Source organism: Paenibacillus sp. FSL R7-0331 (assembly GCF_000758645.1).
GTDB lineage: Bacteria > Bacillota > Bacilli > Paenibacillales > Paenibacillaceae > Paenibacillus_AQ > Paenibacillus_AQ camerounensis.
Window position 1 is genome coordinate 15,001 of sequence record NZ_CP009284.1, and the last position, 24,033, is coordinate 39,033.

25 protein-coding genes, 2 rRNA genes and 1 riboswitch (1 of these 28 only partly in view) are annotated in these 24,033 nt (G+C 50.6%); of the genes, 25 read left to right on the forward strand and 2 right to left on the reverse strand.

Features of this window, described 5'->3' with window-relative positions:
- The 3 genes from R70331_RS00055 to R70331_RS00065 form a co-directional block, all read left to right on the forward strand.
- Window positions 1-1,656 (forward strand): 23S ribosomal RNA (locus R70331_RS00055); it begins 1,271 nt to the left of the window's first position.
- Window positions 1,657-1,731: 75 nt separating this feature from the next.
- A 5S ribosomal RNA gene (gene rrf / locus R70331_RS00060) occupies window positions 1,732-1,848 on the forward strand.
- A gap of 251 nt (window positions 1,849-2,099) precedes the next feature.
- A complete protein-coding gene (locus R70331_RS00065; protein WP_042171798.1) occupies window positions 2,100-2,516 on the forward strand; it encodes a hypothetical protein in 417 nt (138 codons plus the stop codon).
- 97 nt (window positions 2,517-2,613) lie between these two features.
- On the opposite strand, the gene R70331_RS00070 is transcribed toward R70331_RS00065, so the two are convergent.
- A complete protein-coding gene (locus R70331_RS00070; RefSeq protein ID WP_042171800.1) occupies window positions 2,614-3,138 on the reverse strand; it encodes a hypothetical protein in 525 nt (174 codons plus the stop codon).
- 207 nt (window positions 3,139-3,345) lie between these two features.
- On the opposite strand from R70331_RS00070, the gene R70331_RS00075 reads away from it, so the two are divergent.
- From R70331_RS00075 to rsmI, 10 genes are all read left to right on the forward strand, one after another.
- Window positions 3,346-3,531 carry a sigma factor G inhibitor Gin gene (locus tag R70331_RS00075; protein WP_042171802.1) on the forward strand — a complete coding sequence of 62 codons (186 nt, stop codon included), beginning with the start codon at window positions 3,346-3,348 and terminating at the stop codon, window positions 3,529-3,531.
- A gap of 212 nt (window positions 3,532-3,743) precedes the next feature.
- The gene (locus tag R70331_RS00080) at window positions 3,744-5,474 is read left to right on the forward strand and encodes an aminotransferase class I/II-fold pyridoxal phosphate-dependent enzyme (protein WP_042171804.1); all 1,731 of its coding nucleotides are present in this window, start codon (window positions 3,744-3,746) and stop codon (window positions 5,472-5,474) included.
- Window positions 5,475-6,116, forward strand: coding sequence for a dTMP kinase (gene tmk / locus R70331_RS00085; protein WP_042171806.1), 642 nt, complete (start codon window positions 5,475-5,477; stop codon window positions 6,114-6,116).
- A 77-nt stretch (window positions 6,117-6,193) separates the two neighbouring features.
- Window positions 6,194-6,523, forward strand: coding sequence for a cyclic di-AMP receptor DarA (locus R70331_RS00090; RefSeq protein ID WP_042171809.1), 330 nt, complete (start codon window positions 6,194-6,196; stop codon window positions 6,521-6,523).
- A 24-nt stretch (window positions 6,524-6,547) separates the two neighbouring features.
- Window positions 6,548-6,991: a YaaR family protein gene (locus tag R70331_RS00095; RefSeq protein WP_042171811.1), complete on the forward strand. Its 444-nt coding sequence runs from the start codon at window positions 6,548-6,550 to the stop codon at window positions 6,989-6,991.
- Between the two features lie 18 nt (window positions 6,992-7,009).
- Window positions 7,010-7,984, forward strand: a complete 975-nt coding sequence (gene holB, locus R70331_RS00100; protein ID WP_042171813.1) for a DNA polymerase III subunit delta' — start codon at window positions 7,010-7,012, stop codon at window positions 7,982-7,984.
- Window positions 7,985-8,126: 142 nt separating this feature from the next.
- A complete protein-coding gene (locus R70331_RS00105) occupies window positions 8,127-8,927 on the forward strand; it encodes a PSP1 domain-containing protein (protein WP_039868836.1) in 801 nt (266 codons plus the stop codon).
- Window positions 8,928-8,955: 28 nt separating this feature from the next.
- The gene (yabA, locus tag R70331_RS00110) at window positions 8,956-9,321 is read left to right on the forward strand and encodes a DNA replication initiation control protein YabA (RefSeq protein WP_039868839.1); all 366 of its coding nucleotides are present in this window, start codon (window positions 8,956-8,958) and stop codon (window positions 9,319-9,321) included.
- A 68-nt stretch (window positions 9,322-9,389) separates the two neighbouring features.
- Window positions 9,390-10,166, forward strand: a complete 777-nt coding sequence (locus R70331_RS00115; RefSeq protein WP_042171816.1) for a tRNA1(Val) (adenine(37)-N6)-methyltransferase — start codon at window positions 9,390-9,392, stop codon at window positions 10,164-10,166.
- Window positions 10,163-11,074 carry a 16S rRNA (cytidine(1402)-2'-O)-methyltransferase gene (gene rsmI / locus R70331_RS00120; RefSeq protein ID WP_197071382.1) on the forward strand — a complete coding sequence of 304 codons (912 nt, stop codon included), beginning with the start codon at window positions 10,163-10,165 and terminating at the stop codon, window positions 11,072-11,074. The genes R70331_RS00115 and rsmI overlap by 4 nt, the downstream gene beginning before the upstream one ends.
- 892 nt (window positions 11,075-11,966) lie before the next feature.
- Here the strand turns inward: rsmI and R70331_RS00125 are convergent.
- Window positions 11,967-12,221, reverse strand: coding sequence for an AbrB/MazE/SpoVT family DNA-binding domain-containing protein (locus tag R70331_RS00125; protein ID WP_019914502.1), 255 nt, complete (start codon window positions 12,219-12,221; stop codon window positions 11,967-11,969).
- 307 nt (window positions 12,222-12,528) lie between these two features.
- Between R70331_RS00125 and R70331_RS00130 the strand changes: the two genes are divergently transcribed.
- The 12 genes from R70331_RS00130 (at window position 12,529) to glmU (ending at window position 23,975) form a co-directional block, all read left to right on the forward strand.
- Window positions 12,529-13,812: an HD domain-containing protein gene (locus tag R70331_RS00130; protein ID WP_042171819.1), complete on the forward strand. Its 1,284-nt coding sequence runs from the start codon at window positions 12,529-12,531 to the stop codon at window positions 13,810-13,812.
- Window positions 13,813-13,866: 54 nt separating this feature from the next.
- The gene (locus R70331_RS00135; protein WP_042171821.1) at window positions 13,867-14,637 is read left to right on the forward strand and encodes a TatD family hydrolase; all 771 of its coding nucleotides are present in this window, start codon (window positions 13,867-13,869) and stop codon (window positions 14,635-14,637) included.
- A gap of 198 nt (window positions 14,638-14,835) precedes the next feature.
- A riboswitch (cyclic di-AMP (ydaO/yuaA leader) is annotated at window positions 14,836-15,064 on the forward strand.
- Window positions 15,065-15,356: 292 nt separating this feature from the next.
- On the forward strand, window positions 15,357-16,520 hold the full coding sequence (locus R70331_RS00140; RefSeq protein WP_042171824.1) for a resuscitation-promoting factor: 1,164 nt from the start codon (window positions 15,357-15,359) through the stop codon (window positions 16,518-16,520).
- A gap of 155 nt (window positions 16,521-16,675) precedes the next feature.
- Complete coding sequence (gene rnmV, locus R70331_RS00145; RefSeq protein WP_042171826.1) at window positions 16,676-17,227, forward strand: ribonuclease M5; 552 nt, start codon at window positions 16,676-16,678, stop codon at window positions 17,225-17,227.
- Window positions 17,224-18,108 carry a 16S rRNA (adenine(1518)-N(6)/adenine(1519)-N(6))-dimethyltransferase RsmA gene (gene rsmA, locus R70331_RS00150; protein ID WP_042171827.1) on the forward strand — a complete coding sequence of 295 codons (885 nt, stop codon included), beginning with the start codon at window positions 17,224-17,226 and terminating at the stop codon, window positions 18,106-18,108. The genes rnmV and rsmA overlap by 4 nt, the downstream gene beginning before the upstream one ends.
- A 61-nt stretch (window positions 18,109-18,169) precedes the next feature.
- A complete protein-coding gene (gene yabG / locus R70331_RS00155; RefSeq protein ID WP_042171829.1) occupies window positions 18,170-19,069 on the forward strand; it encodes a sporulation peptidase YabG in 900 nt (299 codons plus the stop codon).
- Window positions 19,070-19,339: 270 nt separating this feature from the next.
- A complete protein-coding gene (gene veg / locus R70331_RS00160; protein WP_042171831.1) occupies window positions 19,340-19,615 on the forward strand; it encodes a biofilm formation stimulator Veg in 276 nt (91 codons plus the stop codon).
- A 153-nt stretch (window positions 19,616-19,768) separates the two neighbouring features.
- A complete protein-coding gene (locus R70331_RS00165; protein ID WP_042171833.1) occupies window positions 19,769-19,951 on the forward strand; it encodes a small, acid-soluble spore protein, alpha/beta type in 183 nt (60 codons plus the stop codon).
- 155 nt (window positions 19,952-20,106) lie between these two features.
- On the forward strand, window positions 20,107-20,961 hold the full coding sequence (gene ispE, locus R70331_RS00170; RefSeq protein WP_042171835.1) for a 4-(cytidine 5'-diphospho)-2-C-methyl-D-erythritol kinase: 855 nt from the start codon (window positions 20,107-20,109) through the stop codon (window positions 20,959-20,961).
- A gap of 116 nt (window positions 20,962-21,077) precedes the next feature.
- Window positions 21,078-21,905 (forward strand): pur operon repressor, encoded by an 828-nt coding sequence (gene purR, locus R70331_RS00175; RefSeq protein ID WP_042171838.1) that lies wholly within the window; start codon window positions 21,078-21,080, stop codon window positions 21,903-21,905.
- A gap of 210 nt (window positions 21,906-22,115) precedes the next feature.
- Window positions 22,116-22,403, forward strand: coding sequence for a septation regulator SpoVG (spoVG, locus tag R70331_RS00180; RefSeq protein WP_020425826.1), 288 nt, complete (start codon window positions 22,116-22,118; stop codon window positions 22,401-22,403).
- Between the two features lie 171 nt (window positions 22,404-22,574).
- Complete coding sequence (glmU, locus tag R70331_RS00185) at window positions 22,575-23,975, forward strand: bifunctional UDP-N-acetylglucosamine diphosphorylase/glucosamine-1-phosphate N-acetyltransferase GlmU (RefSeq protein WP_042171840.1); 1,401 nt, start codon at window positions 22,575-22,577, stop codon at window positions 23,973-23,975.
- The last annotated feature ends 58 nt before the right edge of the window (window positions 23,976-24,033 follow it).

Below are 24,033 nucleotides of genomic sequence, written 5' to 3' on the forward strand. Positions count from 1 at the left end.
GAGCGCTGGACAGCATACAAGTGAGAATGCCGGTATGAGTAACGAAAAGATCAGTGAGAATCTGATCCGCCGAAAGCCCAAGGTTTCCTGAGGAAGGCTCGTCCGCTCAGGGTAAGTCGGGACCTAAGGCGAGGCCGATAGGCGTAGTCGAAGGACAACAGTTTGAAATTACTGTACCACCGTAATCCGCTATGAGCGATGGGGTGACGCAGGAGGGTAGTGACGCGGACTGATGGATGTCCGTCTAAGCAGTGAGGCTGGTGTGTAGGCAAATCCGCACACTATTAAGGCCAGGCTGTGATGGGGAGCGAAAATTGTAGTAGCGAAGGTCATGATCTCACACTGCCAAGAAAAGCCTCTAGCCAGGAGAAGGTGCCCGTACCGCAAACCGACACAGGTAGGCGAGAAGAGAATTCTAAGGCGCGCGGAAGAACTCTCGTTAAGGAACTCGGCAAAATGACCCCGTAACTTCGGGAGAAGGGGTGCCTCGGTAGGGTGAATAGCCCGAGGGGGCCGCAGTGAAAAGGCCCAAGCGACTGTTTAGCAAAAACACAGGTCTGTGCGAAGCCGCAAGGCGAAGTATACGGGCTGACGCCTGCCCGGTGCTGGAAGGTTAAGGGGAGTGGTTAGGAGCAATCCGAAGCTATGAACCGAAGCCCCAGTAAACGGCGGCCGTAACTATAACGGTCCTAAGGTAGCGAAATTCCTTGTCAGGTAAATTCTGACCCGCACGAATGGCGTAACGACTTGGGCGCTGTCTCAACGAGAGATCCGGTGAAATTTTAATACCTGTGAAGATGCAGGTTACCCGCGACAAGACGGAAAGACCCCATGGAGCTTTACTGCAGCTTGATATTGAATTTGGGTACGATCTGTACAGGATAGGTGGGAGCCGTAGAAACAGGAGCGCAAGCTTCTGTGGAGGCGCCGTTGGGATACCACCCTGATCGTATCTAGGTTCTAACCTGGTGCCCTTAACGGGTACGGGGACCGTGTCAGGCGGGCAGTTTGACTGGGGCGGTCGCCTCCTAAAGAGTAACGGAGGCGTTCAAAGGTTCCCTCAGAATGGTTGGAAATCATTCGAAGAGTGCAAAGGCATAAGGGAGCTTGACTGCGAGACCTACAAGTCGAGCAGGGACGAAAGTCGGACTTAGTGATCCGGTGGTACCGCATGGAAGGGCCATCGCTCAACGGATAAAAGCTACCCTGGGGATAACAGGCTTATCTCCCCCAAGAGTCCACATCGACGGGGAGGTTTGGCACCTCGATGTCGGCTCATCGCATCCTGGGGCTGAAGTAGGTCCCAAGGGTTGGGCTGTTCGCCCATTAAAGCGGTACGCGAGCTGGGTTCAGAACGTCGTGAGACAGTTCGGTCCCTATCTGTCGTGGGCGCAGGAAATTTGAGAGGAGCTGTCCTTAGTACGAGAGGACCGGGATGGACGTACCGCTGGTGCACCAGTTGTTTCGCCAGAAGCATGGCTGGGTAGCTACGTACGGACGGGATAAGCGCTGAAAGCATCTAAGCGTGAAGCCCCCCTCAAGATGAGATTTCCCAATTAGTAAGACCCCTTGGAGACGACGAGGTAGATAGGTTGGAGGTGGAAGTGCAGCAATGCATGGAGCTGACCAATACTAATCGGTCGAGGGCTTATCCAATAGTAATTCGCAGATTCGTTTCGGATTCAGTTTTCAGGAATCAAGTTCCTGAAGCATTTACGCTGTAAATGCCCGTTTGGTGGCGATAGCGGAGGGGTTCCACGCGTACCCATCCCGAACACGACCGTTAAGTCCTCCAGCGCCAATGGTACTTGGACCGAAGGGTCCTGGGAGAGTAGGACGCTGCCAAGCACATGAAGTCATTGTTGAGCAATCAACAATGACTTTTTTGTTGTTTTCTACAGAAAGAGAAGAGAAAATATTGTAATAAAACGCTTTCATTTGAGTGACATTTTTGTTACCGACGTTATGGGTTATCCAAGTATAATAGAAATGTGCAAATATCAGGCATTGCCCTTAATACGATCGAACTACTGTTAAATTCTAAAACTGAATTTTCTTGTGTCTTTTGATGCATGGTAGTGGTAAGGAGGATTTAAGGTATGAAGCAAAACCGGCCCTTGTGGATACTATTAATTGTTTGTATATTGAGCGTGTCATTGATTGGTTGTGGGGCGAAGGAGCCCAAATGGGATAGCTTTGAGGGAGCCTTGAATGAGAAGAGCTTCCCTGTCCCTGAGGAGGCAAGCTCACCTGACAGGACAACTACAAATGTTGCTATGGACTATGTACGGTATTCGTTATCCGGTCTTAAGGAAAAAGAAGGCCTGCCCGATCCCTATCTGGAAGCCATTGAAGCCTGGGGCTGGAAGGAACAAAAAGGCGCTGAGGATGCGGGGAATTCCCGTGTTTTTCAAAAAGACAGCCTGATCATACATTTAACCGTTCATGATGGTTATTTTATAGTTATGATTCCTAAGGAAAAGAAGGTAGCTATTAAGGGACTAAAGAGTAAATAAATAATCGCCGTCCGCTATGGACGGCGATTATTTATTTTTTAATGAGCCAATGGTTTCTGATCAGGCTGCATTTATAGTATGTATAAGACGCTTAACATTACTGTGCATAATAGGAGACATCGGCAGGACTGAATTTAAGCATTCCGCTATTGTCATTATGCCGGAGCATCAGAAGTGCATATAACCGGGGCAAAAGAAGCCATAAGTGGCAGACTGCCAGTGAGGCTGTAAATGCAGCAGGTACCCAGACAATAAATAGCGCAGCAATGCACAGGCCGATCCAGAAGTTATGCAGCTGTACTTTGCGGAAGATGCTGTAGCTGATATACTGCTCAGGCATATAGCCTAACCAGGGCAGGCGAAGGGTGATTTTCCAGCGCTTGGCGATAGGGTGCCCTGTGATAAGCAGTACTGAACGTGAAATGACATACTGGACCCACAACACAACGGGAGCGGCAATAAGCATATACAGGAAGCTCCACCAGGAGAGGAATACAGTCTCCAGTACCAGAAATATTAGAGGAAGCAGGTAATAGGCACGCAGCTTCGTATTCGTCAGGTTTATTTTTTTGATAAGCTTGTATTGGTAGAATGTTGCTGCGCCTTTGGTGTTAGATTCCATCGCGAAAATTTAACCTCCTCATGAATGCTCATGTTAATAATATCGGATGTAAGGGGTATTTTATTAAACTTCGTTAACACAATCACCAGCCGGAGATCACAGAATATATATATTATGGGCAGGGCAGGATAGGAAAAAACTATGAAAAGGTTTAAAATGATAGAAGGTGTAACATACTGTTCTTAAAAGAGTCAAGGTGGGATGGCAATGGAACAGCAAACCGAGCAACCCTGCATTATTTGCGGGCAGATAAAGCAAGAAGGAATTGTGATTGTCTCGCATTTCATTTGTGAGGATTGCGAGAGTGAGATGGTGCATACGGATGCTGAAGACATCAAGTACCGCTTTTTTATCGGACGGATGAAGAAGATCGGATTGCAAAAGAACGCCTAACCGGTCAAGAGTACTAACTACGGTGTAAAAAGAGCAGGCGGTGAAGTTGTGTCGCAATGGCTGTACAACAGGCAATACGTATAACGGCTTTCCCGTTCTCTATTGGTGCGGTGAAGCCGTTTTGTTGTGCGGCTTAAGCTTTTGCACGGTATTATAGGCGTTTGGCCGTATTTGCGTTAAAATAGAGGTAACCCCCAGGGAAGGATATAGATATGGACAAGTTAGAGCCTGGCAGGGCGCCAATATATGAAATGCTGGAACAATATAGACTTAAGGGTAATATATCTTATCACGTGCCCGGCCACAAGAACGGCAATGCCTACAGCACCGGCGGAGGGGCAGGCTTTCTCGGTGAGATTATGAGATACGATGTTACCGAGATAACCGGCACAGATGATCTCCATCATCCGGAGGGAGTTATACAGGAGGCACAGGAGCTGGCTGCGGACTGCTTCGGGGCGGAGGAGAGCTTTCTGCTGGTTGGCGGAAGTACAGCCGGCAATCTTGCCCTTATTCTGACTGTATGTCCCGAGCCGGGGATGACGCTGATTCTGCAGCGTAATGTCCATAAATCAGTGATACACGGGCTGATGCTGGCCGGGGTGAATGCTGTCTTTATGGAGCCGCAGCTGGATGCGGACAGCGGCCTGGCGGTCGCTCCGGCGGCTGAAGCGGTACAGGCTGCTCTCGCAGCCTACCCGGAGGCCGCCGCCGTACTGGTGACCATGCCGAATTACTACGGCATGGGAACGGATCTTGCGCCCCTCGCGCGCATCTGCCACGCCAGCAGCGTTCCGCTGCTGGTTGACGAGGCGCACGGGGCGCATTACGGGCAGCACCCGGCGCTTCCGGCCGGGGCACTTGCCTGCGGCGCGGACGGCGTGGTGCAGTCCACGCACAAGATGCTGCCGGCGCTGACGATGGGCGCCATGCTGCATGTGCAGGGGCCGCGCCTTGACCGCACGCTGCTGCGGCAGCGGCTGGCTATGGTGCAGAGCTCCAGCCCATCGTATCCGCTGATGGCTGCGCTCGATCTGGCCCGGCGGCTGGTGCACACCGGGCGCGCCGGGGCCTTCACGGCGGGTCTCGCCGCCGTGGACGTGCTGAAGCGCGGCCTGGCTGCGCTGCCGCGCTTTGGGCTGCTGCAGCCTTCGGCGCAGCAGCAGACCCCCGGCGGCGCTGGCACAGCCGCCGGAGAACCCGCGCCGCCAGCCAGCGGGGCGGCGTACACGACCCAGGACCCCTTCAAGGCGGTCATCTATGACGCCGCCGGGTTCCTGGGGGGCTTCGAGCTGCAGCGCAGGCTCGAAGAGAAGGGCATCGTGCCGGAGATGAGCGACGACCGGCACGTAGTGCTGGCCTTCAGCCTCGGCTCGAAGGCTGAAGAGGTTGCTGCGCTGCTGGGCGCGCTGCGCGGCATAGATGCTGAAGCGCCGGCGGCAGGCCGGCCGGGCCTGAGCAGTGCTGAAGAATCGGCACACTGCCGGAACGGCGCAGCCGGTAAGGAATTAGCTCCGCTTAGAAGCCCGTGGGCTTCTGCTTTAGTTAGGGAATCAGTTCACTCAGCAGATCGGCCTGATTCGCCGGATACTGTAGCTGAAGCTATCCGGGAGCATGCAGCTTCCCAGCCAGCCAATATTTCCACGTGGAACATTTTGAGCGGACAGCTTTTTTCACAGCCGGTAAGGTTCACCATGAAGCCGGTATCTCAAGCTGAAACCGAAAGCATACCTCTCGAATACAGTATAGGAAGAACAAGTGCGGAGATGGTGATCCCTTATCCGCCTGGAATTCCGCTATTATACCCGGGAGAGGTTATAACCGATGCAGCCTGCAGCAGGCTGGAGGCGCTGAGCCGGGGGGGAGCCAGGTTTCAGGCCTGCGCTGACCCTTTGCTGCAGAGAATCAGGGTCTACAACATACAGAAGGGCGGAGAAGTATAAGTGGGACGTGAAGGCTTTTTTATTACTTTGGAGGGAGGCGATGGAGCAGGAAAAACAACCGTGCTGGGCAGAGTAGCAGCTTATCTGCAGAATCATTCCATGCCTTATATCATTACACGGGAACCCGGAGGCATTGAGATTGCTGAGAAGATCCGCTCTATCATTCTTGACCCTGCCCATACGGCAATGGATGCACGGACGGAAGCGCTGCTGTATGCGGCGGCAAGAAGCCAGCATCTGGCTGAAGTGGTTGAGCCTGCACTGCAGCAAGGCCTTACTGTACTTTGTGACCGCTTTGTCGACAGCAGTCTTGTTTACCAGGGTCATGCCAGAGGGCTTGGCATTAAGCAGGTACGGAATATCAATGAGTTCGCCACCGGTGGGCGCAAGCCGGATCTTACCTTCTATCTTGATGTAGATCCGGAGGTCGGCTTATCGCGGATTGCTGCCAACCAGGACAGGGAGGTTAACCGCCTTGATCTGGAGAAGCTCGATTTTCATCAGAAGGTGCGCGAGGGCTATCAGCTGGTGGTACAGTCTGACCCGGAACGTGTAGTTGTACTGGATGCCAACCGCCCGATTCATATGGTAGAGCAGGATATCGTCCGGACGCTGAAAGAGCGTATATTAAAGGGTTTTTAAGTTGTCATGTCAAATATTACAGTAAGCACACTGCTATAAAATGAGGTTCTTACCAAACTATTAGGAGGAATGCGAAGATGAATCTAATCATTGCAATTATCCAGGATAAAGACAGTAACCGGTTGTCCAGTGAACTCGTCAAGGCCAATTTCCGTGCCACCAAGCTGGCAAGTACAGGCGGATTTTTGCGGGCGGGCAATACGACATTTCTGATTGGTGTAGATGACTCCCAGGTGGATGCGGTACTTGGAGTAATCCGCAACAGCTGCAAGGTGCGCGAGCAGCTCGTTACTCCAGTAACTCCAATGAGCGGTACTACGGATTCCTATCTGCCGCTTCCGGTAGAAGTTCAGGTAGGCGGAGCTACAGTATTTGTTCTTCCTGTCGATCGTTTTGAGCATTATTGAGCATAATAAGGGCGGTAGATACCATTGAAAATCAATCCGGGCTACAGGCCCTTAAAAAGTGAACTCCCTAACGCTGATGCCGAGCGCAGACCCGTTCAGCAAAAGAGCTTTAATGACGTATTTCAGCAGCAGGGGGAGCAAAAAACACTGGATGAGCTAAACCGTCAGATCAAAGATATTCAGCAGCAGGGTGACCGGCTGGCCAAATCAATGACGGTGCGTGAGCTTGCTATATACCGGAATATGGTCAAACGCTTTTTGGAAGAAACAGCCCGGCGCGGTGTTGTCCTAAAAGAAACTAAAGGCTGGGACCGCCGCGGCCGCGGCAAGCGCTACAAGCTGCTGGAGGAGATTGATGCCGCCCTGCTGAATCTGGCAGATGATCTGCTGGAGAGTGAGCAGGGACGGATCGATCTGCTGGGCCGGGTCGGTGAGATCCGCGGGATGCTGATTAATCTTTCTTTTTAAAAGAAGTTGGAGGAATTTATGCCTTTTCATGATATATTAGGCCAGGAGGATGCAAAGCGTCTGCTGCAGAACGCGCTCCGCAAGGATGCCGTCAGTCATGCCTACTTGTTCACCGGCCTTGCCGGCAGCGGACAGATGAAGACAGCGCTGATGTTTGCCCAGGCGATTTTCTGTACCGGGCGTAAAGATGATGCCTGCGGAGAGTGTCTTGAGTGCCGTAAGGTGGAGCATGGCAACCATCCGGATCTGACGCTGCTGAAGCCCGACGGGGCAAGTATTAAGATTGATCAGATCCGCGAGCTGCAGCGTGTGTTTTCCTACCGGTCAGAAGGGGTTAACCCGAAGGTTTATATTATAGAGGGAGCAGACAAAATGACGGTCCAGGCCGCCAACAGTCTGCTTAAGTTTCTGGAGGAGCCGCCTGCTCCGGCAGTAGGCATTCTAATCTCCGATAACAGCAGTTCCCTGCTGCCCACAATTCAGTCGAGGACACAGCGTATTCCGTTCAGTCCACTGTATCCGGATCTTATGCTCCAGGCTTTAGCCGCTGATGGGGTTCCGGTGCCGCTGGCCCGGTGCGCTGTTTCGCTTACTTCGGGACTTGACGGCTGCAGGGAACTTTTGGCACAGAATTGGTTTGCAGAAATGAGAAATCTAGTGTTACAATTAGCAAAGGAGTCTATGGGCAAGGGCAGCACTGCAGTGGCAACCGCCGGGCAGAAGCTGACTAAGGCCGGACTCGGTGAACATATGGATACTCTGTTCAGCATGTTCCATCTTTGGTTCAAAGATATGCTCTACTTCCTGTACCGCAGACACGAAAGCATCGTTTTCATAGATCAGTTAGACTTTATTTCCAGACATGCCCGCGAGCGGAGCACGGAACAATGGGTCTCCTATATGGAATCCGCAACGGAGAGTAAGCGCAAGCTCCGTTCCAACGCCAATGCGGTACTCTGTCTGGAGCAGTTTTTAATCCGATTGGAAGGGTAAAGGCTTAGATATAATATAATCCTCCGGATCAGCGCTTCAGCCTGGAACTAAAGGTTTAACGGATGAGGAAGGACAAGCATAGATCACCAGGGAGCGGATTTGCTTAAGGGTTCCTTTTACCGGCAAACAAGGGGGTTAATTTTTGTACAGCGTAGTAGGCGTCCGCTTTAAAAAGGCGGGTAAAATATATTATTTCGATCCGCTTGATTTCCCGATTGAACGTGATCAGTGCGTTATAGTGGAGACAGCACGTGGGGTTGAATACGGTAAGGTTGTCGTTGGCAAAAAAGAGGTGCAGGAAGCTGATGTTGTATTGCCTCTCAAGAAAGTCATGCGGATCGCCGGGGAAACCGACGCACGCGTGGTGGAGGAGAACAAGGGCGCAGCAAAGGACGCTTTCAACACCTGTTTAAATAAAATCCGCGATCACGGCCTCAAAATGAAGCTGGTGGATGTAGAATTCACTTTTGACCGCAACAAGATTATTTTTTATTTTACGGCTGAGGGACGGGTTGATTTCCGTGAGCTGGTCAAGGATCTGGCAAGTATTTTCCGGACCCGGATTGAGCTGCGGCAGATTGGTGTGCGTGACGAAGCGAAGATGCTGGGCGGTCTAGGGCCTTGCGGACGGGTGTTATGCTGCTCCTCCTGGCTTGGCGATTTCGAGCCGGTATCCATTAAGATGGCCAAGGACCAGAACCTTTCACTGAATCCGACTAAGATCTCGGGCTTATGCGGAAGACTAATGTGCTGCCTGAAGTTTGAGCATGATAATTATGAGAGCACAAAGGAAGAAATGCCGGCGGTAGGCAAGCTTGTCGTAACCTCACTGGGAGAAGGCAAGGTGGTTGGAATTAATGCCGGAAGCCGTACGGTTCATGTACAGCTGTTTGAAGTGGGCAAAGTTAAGGAACTTCCAATGGATGATGTTGTCGTCAAGTAAACCATAAGGTTACTTTCGGGGTGGAAACTTGGAGAAGAAAAATATATTTGCACACATGCAGGAGATGGAAGCGCAGATGGAGACGATGCGCGCCACTCTCGGAGATTGGAAACAGACGGTCAAGGAACTGATGGAAGCCAATCAAAGGCTCAGTCTGGAAAATGAACAGCTCCGCAAAATACTGAAAAGGGAAGCACCTTTGGACCCGGCCGTGGATACAGCTGAAGCAGAAGCACTGCTGGCTGCCGCTGAAGGAACAGAGGAGGTCGTCGGAGAAGGTTATGATAACCTGGCCCGCTTGTACCATGAAGGCTTTCACATCTGTAATGTCTATTTCGGACATTTACGCACAGAGGGTGACTGCCTGTTCTGTCTTTCTTTTCTTAATAAATGAGGATATCCAGCCGTAGGAGATTTACGCCTACGGTTTTTTTTGAATTTTATACACTTTAGGAGATTATAATGATGAATTCTTTTAATGAAGTACCTGTTCCTTTGCAGTCGTCAGAGCGGATCGATGATCTGCTGACTCATGATTTGCGTATTATTCAGAGTGATGAGGTATTCAGCTTCTCTATGGATGCTGTACTGCTGGCCCGGTTCGCTGGTGTCCCGCCACGGGGCAGAGTGCTGGATCTATGTACCGGAAACGGCGTAATTCCCATGCTGCTGACCACGCGCACCAAGGCTTCTATCGAGGGAATTGAAATTCAGCCGCGTCTTGCGGATATGGCCCGCCGCAGTGTTGCCCTGAACGGCCTTGAAGAACGGGTACAGATACATGAAGGAGACTTGCGTGAGCTGCATACTACAGCCGGATACGGTGTTTACGATGCAATAACGGTGAATCCGCCGTATATGCCGCTTAACGGAAGCGATCTTAAGCTGAATTCGCATCAGGCTATGGCGCGGCATGAAATCGGGTGTACGCTGGAGGAGGTTATTCAGGCCTGCGTGCGGCTTGTCCGTACTGGAGGAAAAGTAAGCATGGTGCACAAGCCCCAGCGGCTGGTCGACATCCTCAGTTTAATGAGACAGTACAGGCTGGAGCCTAAGCTCATCCGTTTTGTTCATCCCCGGGCCCATCTGGAAGCCAATATGGTCTTAATAGAAGCAGCGCGTGACGGCAAGCCCGAGGTACGTTTACAACCGCCGCTGATCGTATATAATGATGACAATCAATACTGTCCGGAAATTATGGACATCTATTATGGAAATAAAGAGGATAACAGCCAATGACAATAACATGCCAAAGCAGTTTTCAAAAGAATACAGAAGCGGGCTCTGGTGCACCGGAAGGAAGCGGCTGCCTGTATCTGGTGGCTACGCCGATCGGTAATCTGGAGGACATGACCTACCGCGCGGTACGTACGTTGCAGGAGTGTGACATTATCGCCGCTGAGGATACAAGACAGACGCGCAAGCTGCTAAGCCATTTTGAGATAACACCCTCGATGCTGTTCAGTTATCATGAGCATAATAAGGCGGCCAGCGGACCCGAATTAATACGCTATATAATAGAAGGTAAAAATCTCGCACTGGTCAGCGATGCCGGTCTGCCGGCCATTTCCGACCCCGGCGCAGATCTGGTTGCGCTGGCTGTCAGCCACGGTATTCCAGTCATTCCGATACCCGGAGCTAACGCCGCCTTGTCAGCTTTAATTGCTTCCGGCTTGCCGACCGCAGGTTTTACCTTCATCGGATTCCTTCCGCGTGAGCGTAAGGATATCCGTACTGTACTATCCGGCCTGCGTGCTGTGCAAAGTACTCTGCTCTTCTATGAATCACCGCACAGAGTAGCTAAGACGCTGGTTCACCTGCAGGAGGCATTCGGTAACCGCCGTGTGGTCCTGGCCCGTGAATTGACTAAGCGCTACGAAGAATTCCTGCGGGGCACAATCGAAGAGTGTATCTCCTGGCTGTCCGAGCATCCGCCGCTTGGGGAATATGTCATCGTGGTTGAGGGAGAAAGCAAGGAGGAGGCTGAGCTGGCCGAGTCCTCCTGGTGGCGCGAGCTCAGCATCGAGCAGCATGTTGCCCACCACGAAACATCCGGCCTGACACGTAAGGATGCCATGAAGAAGGCAGCCTCCGACCGTGGCCTTGCAAAGCGGGACATTTATAATGCTCTGCTGGAGCGGGAATGAGGGGAAGCTAACTGTAAGAGCCCGACCTAAATCTCATGTTCAAATAAGCTAAAGAGCATCAATAATTCTCTCGCTTAGCGTTTTTTATAAAAATAACTACATTTTGTACACCTATTTGCCACATTTTATTCCTTTTATTAGATATAGATGTATTATATACATTTATTTTTAAAGAAAATACTTATTAATGAGGTTTTATATGAATTTAAGTGTACAAAATGCAATTAAAGTTATTTTTCGACCAATATGGAGTAATTTAACTGCAGAAAATACAGTTATTATACTGTAGTAAGCAATTCCCGAAGGGAGAGCGCCTCCGGCAGGAAAGTAGTCAGTGCTCAAGTCGCTGGTAAGCAGCACAGTGAGCAATTCCCGCAGGGAGAGCGGTTCCAAGGAGTAAGGCCGCTCGTGCTCAGCCACTAGCAAACACTGCAGTAAGCGATTCCCGCAGGGAGAGCGCGCCCCGCTCGGCAGTAACGCCGGAGCGTCCTGTAAATCGCGTAGCCCTCATAGGTAAACCGCCTATGAGGGGAGTCCCTCGCATGGCAAGGCCCTGAGGGCGTGCCCGAAAGAGGGCCGGTCTTCCGCCGAACAATCCATTTATCCGCGCTGCTGCCAAATCAGACAAGCTTCCGGGTGTCCAGAGGGCCGGGGCCCTCCCAAACCCTCCCTGTCAGGGAGGGTTTGGGAGGGTAAGAAAAGAAATTTTATGTTGGCTTAATTATTATGGTTTAAGATATATAAGAAGTAAGAGATTTAAATTAAAGGCGGATAACGGGGGAAGCCCCCGTCATGAAAGCAAAAAAATACCTCCCGCATGTACGGGAGGCCAAGGAGATATAAAAAGGTTAGAATTAACAATTGGATTAGTTCTTATTATAACCGATTTGATTTAATTTGTCACAGGGGTAGGAATAGCAGAAATACATTCGTGACAAACAATTTTTCCTTTGAAGTAAGTAACGTTCTCGGCGTTTCCGCAGAAAATGCAGGCAGGCTCGTACTTTTTAAGCATGATCCGCTCACCGTCCACGTAAATTTCGAGCGCATCTTTTTCTCCAATGCCCAGCGTACGGCGCAATTCGATCGGAATAACAACCCGTCCAAGCTCGTCTACTTTTCTTACAATTCCTGTTGATTTCATCATTGCAATCTTGCTCCTCTCAAATTTCAAAAGCGTCATTATTCGACATTGTTCACCGTTTTATGATACTTATAATACCAACCATTCCCAAAACAGTCAACCTTTTTTGAGACTAATTTTAAGGAATTTTTGAAAGAAAACTTTTATAATCCCTGCAGTTATCCCGATTCCCCGGAAAAGCGCATTAAAATGGGGTGTCGATTTATGAATATCTGAAATGTCATTATTCGACAAACTATGACATAATTCATTATTATAGACTTAATTCCAATCAATTACTAATTAAATTATGGAAAAAGGAGTTGATCCCATGAAGCAGCTGCTGTCAGAGGAAAAGGTTTTTAAAGATCCGGTTCACAATTATGTCCATGTTCAGGAAACAATTATCTGGCGTCTGATTAATACCAAGGAATTTCAGCGCCTGCGGCGGATCCGCCAGCTCGGCACCTCCTATCTTACCTTTCATGGTGCAGAGCATAGCCGGTTCTCGCACTCCCTTGGAGTGTATGAAATTACACGACGGATTATTTCACAGTTTGAACGGAGCGGGTATAAGGACTGGATGCCGGAAGAAAGCCTGCTGACCCTGTGCGCAGCCCTGCTGCATGATCTGGGGCATGGCCCGTTTTCCCATTCTATAGAAGAAGCCTTTGAAATGAACCACGAGGACTGGACCTGCCGGATTATTCTGGAGGACACGGAGATCACAGCGATTCTAAAGGAGGTAGCCGAGGATTTCCCGCAGAAGGTGGCTTCGGTAATCTCCAAAACCTATGAACATGAAATTGTCGTTAATCTGGTTTCAGGGCCGCTTGATGCCGACCGGATGGATTATCTGCTGCGGGATGCCTATTACACCGGAGTTAACTACGGAACGATTGATATTGACCGGATTCTAAGAATGCTGCGTCCCTATGATGGCAGGGTTGTAGTTAAAGAATCAGGAATGCATGCCATAGAGGATTACCTGATGTCCCGTTACCAAATGTACTGGCAGGTCTATTTTCATCCGGTGACCCGCAGCTCGGAGATTATTTTGCGGCAGATCCTGCGCAGGGCCAAAGAGCTCTTTCAGAGCGGTTATACCTTCGGCTTCATGATTGAGCCGCTGGGTGACTTATTCAGAAGCGAGGTAACCGTACAGCAGTACCTGCTGCTGGATGAAGCGATGATGCAGACAGCCTTTATGCAGTGGACTCTGGAGCAGGATGAGCTGCTGAGTGACTTGTGCAGCCGTTTTATACATCGTAAACTGTATAAATATGTACAGACGGATAACCTGGATACTGAAACAATTGACGAAATCCGCCGCAGCTTCGCTGCAGCCGGACTAAATGCCGAATATGACCTGGAAATTGATTTTCCGACAGATCTTCCCTATGATGTATTCCGCCCGGGTGACGCTTTTGACAGCAAACAGATTCTGCTGCTTGACCGCTATGACAGGCTGAAGGAAATCTCAGAGGTCTCAGATATTGTCCGCTCTATCAGCGGAATTCACCGCGGCCGGTATCATCTTTATTTCCCGCAGGACAAGCTGCAGAAAGCACTTTCACAGCTGCCGTCCTCCATTGCTGAGATTTTTGCAAAATAATACAAAAAAAGTTGGTATTCATCATAGAAATTAGGACAGGAAGGAAGCTGCTTAATGCGCTTATTCGACACACACACCCATTTGGATGCTCCGCAATTCGACGAGGACCGCGAGGAAGTGATCTCCCGGGCCAGGGAGGCCGGAGTAACGAAGATGATTAACATTGGTTTTAACCGGGAAACCATCCCGACAACCATGAAGCTGGCCGAATCCTATGATTATATTTATGCAGCGGTCGGCTGGCACCCGGTTGATGCGGTCGATATGAGGGACGGGGATCTGGAATGGATCGCTTCCCTGTGCAGCCATCCCAAAGTGGTGGCTATCGGAGAAATCGGGCTGGATTATTACTGGGATACCTCTCCCAAAGAGATACAACATGAGGTACTCCGTAAGCAAATCGGGCTGGCCCGTGAACTGAATATGCCAATCTGTATCCATAACCGTGATGCTCATGAGGATGTCGTCCGGATTCTGCGGGAGGAGAAGGCAAATGAGGTTGGCGGTGTTATGCACTCCTTTTCGGGCAGCTGGGAAACGGCAAAAATGTGTCTTGATCTGGGCTTCCATCTGGGCTTCGGCGGACCGGTTACCTTCAAGAATGCCAGAGTACCAAAAGAGGTGCTGGCGAAGACGCCACTCGACCGTCTGCTGATTGAAACGGACTCGCCATATCTGACTCCCCACCCCTTCCGCGGCAAGCGCAATGAAAGCAGTTATGTAAAACTGGTGGCAGAAGCAGCGGCGGAAATAAAAGGGATTGATTTACAGGAATTAGCTGAAATTACGTATGCGAACGCACTGGAACGATTTGGGATTGTCTGAAATCGGAAGGAAAACAGGTGAAAAAAGAAGTATAAGCGATATATTAAATCTTTTTAATCTTAAAATGGCCGAATATTACAATATTTTAATCATTTTTTTGCGTAAACGTGGTTGAACCGTCCTTTACAACATGCATCAAAACAGGATATCATCTTTTCAGTGCAGTGAGCTGTTGTTACTGTGACAGTCACTGATTCATGGATCGTCTCGCTGAGTCTCCGTATGGAGAACGGGGGAACCAATAATGCACTGCCGCATGAGCGTACATAGAGTACAACCAGGAAATGCCGCAGACTTTATTTGATTTCTTCACGTGGTCTTTGGGGTGAATTTGAGGGCAACCGCCGTGAGCGGGTGACCTGAGATAGGGCGTCTCTCTTATGCCCGAACCCGACAGCTAACCCCGTAAGCGCAAGTAAGAGAGGAAACCTCGTGCATACACATTCCCGCGTATTTTAACACCCGGAGAAGCCACGAAAGAGTCCTCTATAGAACTCTTTTGGGCTTTTTTTGTTTTGAATAATGCGGATGTACCCAGCATACTGTTATATAACAGGTTCTGGGATTCTTTATGCCGGGCAGGCGATCCATGAGCAGGAAACGCTGAAGTTATGCGGGCGTATCCTGTTGCAATCTCAAACTTAGTTTCGTCAGATATGATTCAGTCAACTTTTGATATACTATTTGGACGACGGGGCTATGTAAGGAGGATGGAGAGAATGGGCGTATTCCAACCAGAGGTATCCCATGATTCGCAATCATCCAGCAGGTCTTTCGCATTACGGTTGAAGCAAGTGAACCCTCGCGTACTTTCGCTTGCAGGTGCGGTATCTATTGTTATCGCGCTGTTAATTCTGCTCTACGTACACGGTCAAGGCAATAAAGTTATTAACTTAGTGATAGACGGAGAAGTGCTTACGCTTGAAACGCGTGAAGCGCTGCTCAGCGATGTGCTGGCCAAGGAGCAGATTACGCTGACGCCGCATGACGTAGTATCCATAGGCCTTACCGATGAAATACAGGACGGCGACCGTGTTACCATTACCCGTGCCCAGAAGCTTACGCTTACTGCAGACGGCGCGACCAAGACGCTTTATACTACCGAGGACTCACTCGGAGATGCCATTACCAAGCTGGGCTACAGCCTGGACGGCGACGACAAGATTTTCCCTTCGCTTGATACCGCAGTTACACCTGACATGGAAGTCAAGATTGTCCGTATTACCAAGCAAACGGTACAGCAGACAGTAAGCTTGCCCTTCAAAGTCATCAAAACCGCAGATCCTTCCCTGTATAAGGGAGACGTAAGAGTTGCACAGGCAGGCAAGCCGGGAGCCATCATCCAGCATTACCAGAAGATTTATCAGGATGGTGAGCTGGTCTCGAAGACCCTGATCGGCAAGGAAGTGCAGACCGTTACCAAAGACAAGATTATTGCCGTTGGTACCAAGAAGCTTCCGACACCTGTTGTTGCTGCAGCAACCACTACCAAAACCAAAACAACTACCTCCAGTTCAGCTAAAAAAGTAGCGGCAACAACCAACGTCGTGCACAAGGCAGGCGTAGACTTTGAGTACAAAAGAATGATTAAAAATGTGTCGATGACCGCTTATTCTTCGGAAGAGCCCGGCATCGGAACAAAAACGGCTTCGGGAACGCGCGTAACTGAAGGCCGGACTATTGCAGTTGATCCAAGTGTAATACCTATCGGCTGGTGGGTGTATATTGAGGGATTGGGATTCCGCCGTGCAGAGGATACAGGCGGTGCCATTAAAGGCAATAAGATCGATGTTTACTACGATTCACTGAGCCACGCCCGCAATTTCGGACGTAAATCCCGGACAGTCTATGTGATTGGACCCGTGAAGCCCGAACTGAATTAAGGCGGCCGTCTTTTGCAAATTAACGGTTTATACGATATAGTGAGGGTAGCACTTTATGAACGGGCTAGCTCATCACTTATACATTCTTTAGCCAAAAAGAAGGGGAGCGAATCCTCTTCTTTTTGTGTTTCTGCTGTAAGGGAAGGAGCTTAACAATGATTAAAGAACTAATTGTAGTCGAGGGCAAAAGCGATACGGTTGCCGTCAAACGGGCGGTGGAGGCCGATACGATAGAAACGGGCGGCTCAGCGGTAGACCGCAGGGTCATTGCCAAAGTTGCACTGGCCATGGAGCGCAGAGGGGTAATTATCCTGACCGATCCCGACCATGCCGGCGAGCGCATACGCAAGATTGTTTCGTCCAAGGTGCCGGGCTGCAAGCATGCTTTTATACCGGAGAAGGATGCTACCCGCAAGGGGGATATTGGAGTTGAAAATGCCTCACCCGAGGCGATACGCCATGCGCTTGCCAATGTTCACACCTCCTTCGAGGGGGCTCCTGCACTAATCGGGCTGGACGAGCTTATGGCTGCAGGGATGCTGGTTCACCCCAGAGCCGCAGAGCGGAGAATGGCACTCGGCAATGCGCTGGGCATAGGCTACTGCAACGGCAAGCAGCTGTTTAAGCGGCTGGCCATGTTTGGAATTACCCCGGAGGAGTTTCAAGCGGCTCTCACGCAAATTGATCAGGGAGGCAACATTACATGAGCGGATTTGACCAAATCTCGTCCCCGACACGGACGAAGGAAATTATTCAGCGCTACGGATTTTCATTTAAAAAAAGCCTGGGACAGAATTTTTTGATTGACCAGAACATTCTGGACAAAATAGTCGGCGCAGCTGGACTTAGCCCATCGTCAGGCGCCCTCGAAATCGGGCCTGGTATCGGGGCGCTGACAGAACGGCTTGCCCTGGAGGCAGGTGCAGTTACGGCGGTAGAGATCGACCGCAGGCTGATTCCGATTCTCCGCGATGTGCTTGCGGCTTATCCCCATGTCAAAGTCCGCAACGATGACGTATTAAAGGTGAATCTGCAGGAGCTGTTCGCCGAGGATTTTGCTGCGGTCGATAAGGTAAGCGTGGTTGCCAATCTGCCTTATTATGTAACTACGCCGATCCTCATGAAGCTGCTGGAGGAAAAGCTGCCGCTCGATAATATTGTCGTGATGATTCAGAAGGAGGTAGCCGAGCGCATGGCTGCTTCTCCCGGAGGCAAAGAGTACGGCAGCCTGAGCATAGCGGTCCAATACTACAGTGAGCCGGAGCTGGTCTGTATCGTGCCCCGTACTGTGTTTATCCCGCAGCCTAATGTTGAATCTGCCGTTATCCGCCTGAAGGTGCGCGAGCGGCCTCCTGTGGAGGTGGCTGACGAGAAGCATTTCTTCGATGTGGTGCAGGCCGCCTTTACGCAGCGCCGTAAGACTATTGCCAACAACCTTAAGGCCCGCTTCTTCCCGGGAGAAGGGCGTGAGCGCCTGGAGGCGCTGCTGGCTGAAGCAGGGATTGAGCCGGTGCGCCGCGGCGAGACGCTGAGTATAGCCGAGTATGCGCGGCTGAGTGCGGTATTGCTGGCTGCCGGCGTTAAATAGCGGCTGTTTATGAACCAACCGAGGCCTTTGCCCATACGATGGGGGTAGAGGTGGTGTTGTAATGAATTTAGGAGATTTGGTTGTACGTAAATCATATGGCGGAGATGTGACCTTCCGGGTAGAAAATATAATGCAGAATGCAGCTGTAATCAAGGGGACTGAATTCCGCCTGCTTGCGGATTCCCCTCTGGATGATCTGTTACAGGTGCCGCCTACCCGGATCACAGAACGGGGACAGCAGGCTCAGATTAAGGCTACGGAGTCGCTGACAAAGCTTCGCAGGGACCGACAGGAGCAGAGCCAGCGCAGCGGCGAGAGCGCTGCCGGGGTTTGGGCGCAAGCCCCTAAGGAAGCAGCTTATTTCGAAGTGCCGGGCAAGGTGCTGCATCTGGACGGAGATCAGCTCTATCTTCGGAAAAGCCTGAGTCTCTACGAGCAGCTGCGGATACCGGCAGAAGGGCATCATGTGCATGAATCCAAGATGGCCGATACACTGTACCGCCTGCTTCCGCGTGTCCGTCCGGACATCGTTGTCATTACGGGCCATGACGGTGTACTTAAGCAGTCCAATACTTATGATCTTTACAGCTTGAGCAGCTACAAAAATTCACAGCATTTTGTGGCGGCAATTCAGGCAGCACGGGAGTATGAGCGTAATTTTGATGCTTTGACGATTGTAGCCGGAGCGTGCCAGTCCCATTTCGAAGCATTGCTCGGCACAGGAGCCAATTTTGCCAGCTCACCGGGAAGAATACTGATCCATGCGCTGGACCCGGTGTACATCGCAGCCAAGGCTGCGTTTACCTCTGTGCGTGAGACAGTGAACCTGGGGGATGTGCTGAATCATACCATCAGCGGAAGCAAAGGGATGGGCGGCATCGAAACGCGCGGAAGCTTCAGGATCGGCATGCCTCGGCTGCAGAACCTGTCTACGCTGAAGGTAACACCTTCGGTAATTTAGCTGTATTCAGCAGTATGGGGAATGACAGAAGCAAATGAGGGGAAGGATAAGCTTAATGCTGTCCTTCTTTTTTTATACTCTTAATGGCTATTCTCTCCTGCAGTAGCTAATTATTTTGTTGCATATAACAATAATAATTAACCGGTAATCTACTCTCTCAAAAAAATCCCGTTGACAACTATTTTTACATCCTCTATAATTAATTATTTGATTTGACAAAGTTTGTGAAAAGATGTATAATGGGACAAGGAAAGAGGTGGTCGTCAGGCAATGGCTAATAACGCGCTGTTGGAAATTAAACGCAGTCTCGAAGCTCATGTCGGTCATAAGATTACGTTGCGGGCTAACGGTGGCCGCCGTAAGACCGTTGAACGCACCGGTGTCCTGGAAGAAACGTACCCTTCTGTTTTTATTGTCAAACTGGATCAGGAGCAGCAGACCTTTAAGCGAGTCTCCTATAGCTACGCCGATATCCTTACCGAATCTGTGGAAATCACAGTCTGTGAAGATGACGGGCAGATGCAGGTTTTGTATATTAAAGCTTAATGTTTTACAGGACAGCCCCTTTGCGGGGCTGTTTTTGTTTTGAACTCATAATTTCATGGAACTAGCGGCACCGGGAATGGGCAGAGCGCTGCGGCAGCATACTATAGGGGCAATAAGCTTATTATCCAATACCGAAAAGGAGGGCATTAGCCAATGAGCCGCAGAAAACGGGGGATAATGTCAGAGGAGCTGAAGACAGAGCTGGCCAAGGAGCTCGGCTTCTATGACACGGTGGAAAAGGACGGCTGGGGCGGGATTCGGGCTAAGGATGCCGGTAATATGGTCAAGCGTGCAATCCAGCTTGCCGAGCAGGCTGCGCGTAAGTCAGAGCTGTAGCCCGCAGCTGTTACAGGCGTCAGAAACGGGGGCCTGCCCTGGCGGCAGAGCCCTCTTTCTGATTGTGGGGACTTTTGATCATGGACTTCATTACAAGTTTCTCATATAATATGTTAAGTTGTTTTTACGGGAAAAGCTGAGGGTGGGTGAACGCCTTGAAAATGTATGAAAAAGCGCCGGCCAAAATCAATTTGATGCTGGATGTGCTTCACAAGCGCGCTGACGGGTTTCATGAAGTGGAAATGATAATGACAATGGTCGATCTGGCAGACCGTCTGGAGCTGTCTGAGCTGAAGCGCGATTCCATTATCATCTCAAGCCAGGCCGGATATATCCCGCTAGACGAGAAGAACCTGGCCTTTCAGGCAGCAAGACTGATTAAGGACCGCTACAATGTGAAGAGCGGAGTACATATTCATCTGGACAAAAGAATTCCGGTTGCTGCCGGGCTTGCCGGCGGCAGCAGTGATGCTGCGGCTACGCTGCGCGGCCTGAACCGGCTCTGGCGCCTTGGTATTCCGTCGCAGGAGCTGCAGGAGCTGGGGGCCGAGCTTGGCTCTGACGTTCCGTTCTGCGTCACCGGCGGCACAGCTCTGGCTACAGGCCGGGGAGAGAAGCTGACGCATATCGCGAACCCCCCGCAGTGCTGGGTCATTCTGGCCAAGCCTCCGATCAATGTCTCCACAGCGGAGGTATACGGCCGCGTGCGGGCCAATCAGATAGCGGTGCATCCTTCTGCTTCACGTATGCAGCAGGCGATTGAGGCAGGCGATTTTGGGGCAGTCTGCGCCGGTCTTGGCAATGTACTGGAGGATGTGACCCTAAAGCTGCATCCGGAGGTCCAGCAGCTCAAGGAAGCTATGGTAAGGCTGGGGGCAGATGGAGTGCTGATGTCCGGAAGCGGACCGACTGTGTTCGGCCTTGTGTCGAAGCAGTCTAAGGTAGCGAGAATTTATAACGGGCTGCGCGGCTTCTGCAAGGAAGTGTACGCTGTACGCTCCCTGACTTAGTGCATGACGAAACGGTTATCCTCCTCCAAAGGACGGCTTAACCGTTTCTTCTTGTGTAATTCCGTACAAAAATGATATTATTTTTAATAATATTCGGTTTTGGCGAGGAGTATTCTGTGAAAAAACTTAAAAGAAGCCAGCGTTTGGTTGATATGACCCAATTTTTACTTGAGAAACCGCATGATCTGCTGCCATTGTCCACCTTTTCGGACTTGTATGGCGCGGCGAAGTCATCCATCAGCGAAGATCTGGCTATTATAAAAGAGGTATTTGAAGGTGAAGGCATAGGTGAGCTGCAGACACTGGCCGGTGCAGCCGGAGGAGTGCGTTATATTCCGCGTATACCGGCGGATCTGGCCCTGGAATTTGTGAACCGCCTGTGCGGGGAGCTGGAGCAGAGCGACCGGATTCTGCCCGGCGGTTATCTGTATATGTCCGACCTGCTGGGTCTGCCTTCAGTGATGGAGCAGGCCGGCAAAATTATTGCAACAGCCTTCTACGGTGTAGAGATCGACGTCGTAATGACAGTCGAAACAAAAGGGATTCCGCTTGCTTATGCTACAGCAGCCCAGCTTGGCCTGCCCGTAGTACTGGTACGCCGTGACCATCAGGTGACGGAAGGCTCGGCAGTGAGCATTAACTATGTGTCCGGTTCGCATAAGAGCATTCACACCATGTCCCTGTCGAGACGTGCGCTGCGCGAGAAATCAAGGGTTCTGATAGTAGATGATTTTATGAAGGCCGGCGGTACCGTACGCGGTATGGTGGATCTGCTCGGGGAATTCAACGCAGAGGTTGCCGGAGTGGGTGTGCTGGTTGAGTCAGGCGCAGTGGAGACCGAAGAACGGCTGCTGCATGACTACGTATCGCTTGTGAAGCTGACCGAGGTGGATTCCAAGGGGCGGAGAATTTCTGCACATCCCGGCAACTATTTTTCCACTTAGAACAGAGTCAAGGCTCCGTTTAGCATTTTGCAGTATAGTGTCGAAAGCATGAGGAACCATTAGAAAACAGCACGAAACGTGTCGAAAACAATGGTATCCGAAAAATAATCTTCTTTAGCAGTCATTTTTTGGAATCAAAAAGAAGGAATTTGCCTTGCTGTGTGGAATTATACACCAAGTCTCTGATGGAAAAAGGTGGTGAACACACACATGCAAATTACGGATGTCAGACTCCGCCGCGTCAACTCTGAGGGGAGAATGAAAGCAATCGCATCCATTACCATCGATAACGAGTTTGTTGTTCATGACATACGCGTCATCGACGGTAACAACGGGATGTTCGTTGCGATGCCCAGCAAGCGTACACCAGACGGTGAATTCCGCGACATCGCACACCCGATTTCTTCGGGAACACGCGAGAAGATTCAATCCGCGGTATTGGCTGAGTACGATCGTGCCGCTACGGAAGAAGAGGAAGTTATCGAAGAGGGAGCTTAAGCGTAAAGCGCTGTCTCTGAAGAACGCCTGCCCGTAAGGGATGGCGTAAGGTCAAGCCGTTTTCAATTGGGGTTCGAAGAAAAGGGAACCATGGCAGCATGGTTCTCTTTTCTTTTTGCCCGGAATGAGATATATTCAGTAGTGAGCTCAAGAAGTAGGAGGTTGGCATTCTTGAAAAGAATGGCTGTTGTACTTGCTGCAGGTCAAGGCAAGCGCATGAAATCTAAATTATATAAAGTCTTGCACCCTGTCTGCGGTAAACCGATGGTAGGGCATGTGCTTGATACGGTAAAGGCGACCGGATGTGAACGTAATATTGTAGTAGTCGGACATGGCGCAGAAACAGTAAAAGCTTATCTGGGTCAGGATGCGGAATATGTACTTCAGGAAACCCAGCTGGGAACCGGGCATGCTGTAAAGCAGGCTAAGGAGCTGCTGGGCGGTGAAGAAGGCACGACGATTGTTATTTGCGGGGATACGCCGCTTATCACATCTGAAACGCTGGAAGGATTAATGGCGCTGCATGAAGGGCAGCAGGCGGCAGCAACGATTTTGACTGCTGTAATGGATCAGCCTGCCGGCTATGGACGGATTATCCGCGGAGAAGACGGCGGTGTCTTGAAGATTGTTGAACAGAAGGACTGCAACGCGGAAGAGGCGGCTGTTAAGGAGATTAATACAGGCACCTACTGTTTTGATAATGCTAAGCTGTTCGCTGCACTGGAGCAGGTGACGAACAACAATAATCAGCAGGAATACTATTTAACCGATTGTATCGGCATACTCCGGGCACAGGGGGATATCGTTTTGGGATATCAGGCTCATGATGCTGCGGAGTCTATTGGCGTTAATGACCGGCTTGCCCTGTCTGAGGTAGAAGGACATATGCGCCAGCGGATTAACAAGGAGCATATGCTGAACGGGGTTACAATCATTGATCCGGCTTCGACTTATATCGGAGCAGAGGTAGTCATTGGTGCAGATACCATTCTGTATCCCGGAACGCTGCTCAAGGGCAAGACTGTAATCGGCGAAAACTGTGTGATCGGACCGTCCAGTGATATTGAGGATTCGGAAATCGGGGAAGGCGCTTCGGTAAAGCAGTCTGTGCTGAGCCAGGCCATCGTCGGAGCCCGGACTTCTGTCGGACCTTTCGCTTATCTGCGGCCGGGTACTGTACTTGGCGAAGAAGTAAAAATCGGCGATTTTGTTGAGGTCAAGAATGCTACAATCGGCGACGGCTCCAAGGTATCCCATTTAAGCTATGTAGGTGATGCTTCGGTCGGCAGGAACGTCAATATTGGCTGCGGTGCCATTACCGTCAACTACGACGGATATAATAAAGCAAAGACAACGATTGAGGATGATGCCTTTATCGGCAGCAACGTCAATCTGATTGCTCCTGTAACAGTAGGCAAAGGAGCGTTTGTTGTAGCAGGGTCGACGATTACACGCTCTGTTCCGGATAGTGATCTGGCTGTAGCCAGAGCAAGGCAGGAGAACAAGCCGGGATATGCAGATAAGATTCGCGCCCGTGCCAAAGCCAAGAAAGACCAGTCCAGTCCATCGTAAAGGCCAAAGCCAAAGCGCGGGACGAAGCTTATAGGCTCGTCCCGGCGCAGCTTGGAAG

Excerpts from the sequence above, each read along its gene's own strand:
- R70331_RS00065 (WP_042171798.1), top strand. The coding sequence starts at position 2,100 with ATGAAGCAAAACCGGCCCTTGTGGATACTATTAATTGTTTGTATATTG.
- R70331_RS00070 (WP_042171800.1), bottom strand. The coding sequence starts at position 3,138 with ATGGAATCTAACACCAAAGGCGCAGCAACATTCTACCAATACAAGCTT.
- R70331_RS00075 (WP_042171802.1), top strand. The coding sequence starts at position 3,346 with ATGGAACAGCAAACCGAGCAACCCTGCATTATTTGCGGGCAGATAAAG.
- R70331_RS00080 (WP_042171804.1), top strand. The coding sequence starts at position 3,744 with ATGGACAAGTTAGAGCCTGGCAGGGCGCCAATATATGAAATGCTGGAA.
- R70331_RS00090 (WP_042171809.1), top strand. The coding sequence starts at position 6,194 with ATGAATCTAATCATTGCAATTATCCAGGATAAAGACAGTAACCGGTTG.
- holB (WP_042171813.1), top strand. The coding sequence starts at position 7,010 with ATGCCTTTTCATGATATATTAGGCCAGGAGGATGCAAAGCGTCTGCTG.
- R70331_RS00115 (WP_042171816.1), top strand. The coding sequence starts at position 9,390 with ATGATGAATTCTTTTAATGAAGTACCTGTTCCTTTGCAGTCGTCAGAG.
- rsmI (WP_197071382.1), top strand. The coding sequence starts at position 10,163 with ATGACAATAACATGCCAAAGCAGTTTTCAAAAGAATACAGAAGCGGGC.
- R70331_RS00125 (WP_019914502.1), bottom strand. The coding sequence starts at position 12,221 with ATGATGAAATCAACAGGAATTGTAAGAAAAGTAGACGAGCTTGGACGG.
- R70331_RS00130 (WP_042171819.1), top strand. The coding sequence starts at position 12,529 with ATGAAGCAGCTGCTGTCAGAGGAAAAGGTTTTTAAAGATCCGGTTCAC.
- R70331_RS00135 (WP_042171821.1), top strand. The coding sequence starts at position 13,867 with ATGCGCTTATTCGACACACACACCCATTTGGATGCTCCGCAATTCGAC.
- R70331_RS00140 (WP_042171824.1), top strand. The coding sequence starts at position 15,357 with ATGGGCGTATTCCAACCAGAGGTATCCCATGATTCGCAATCATCCAGC.
- rnmV (WP_042171826.1), top strand. The coding sequence starts at position 16,676 with ATGATTAAAGAACTAATTGTAGTCGAGGGCAAAAGCGATACGGTTGCC.
- rsmA (WP_042171827.1), top strand. The coding sequence starts at position 17,224 with ATGAGCGGATTTGACCAAATCTCGTCCCCGACACGGACGAAGGAAATT.
- yabG (WP_042171829.1), top strand. The coding sequence starts at position 18,170 with ATGAATTTAGGAGATTTGGTTGTACGTAAATCATATGGCGGAGATGTG.
- veg (WP_042171831.1), top strand. The coding sequence starts at position 19,340 with ATGGCTAATAACGCGCTGTTGGAAATTAAACGCAGTCTCGAAGCTCAT.
- R70331_RS00165 (WP_042171833.1), top strand. The coding sequence starts at position 19,769 with ATGAGCCGCAGAAAACGGGGGATAATGTCAGAGGAGCTGAAGACAGAG.
- spoVG (WP_020425826.1), top strand. The coding sequence starts at position 22,116 with ATGCAAATTACGGATGTCAGACTCCGCCGCGTCAACTCTGAGGGGAGA.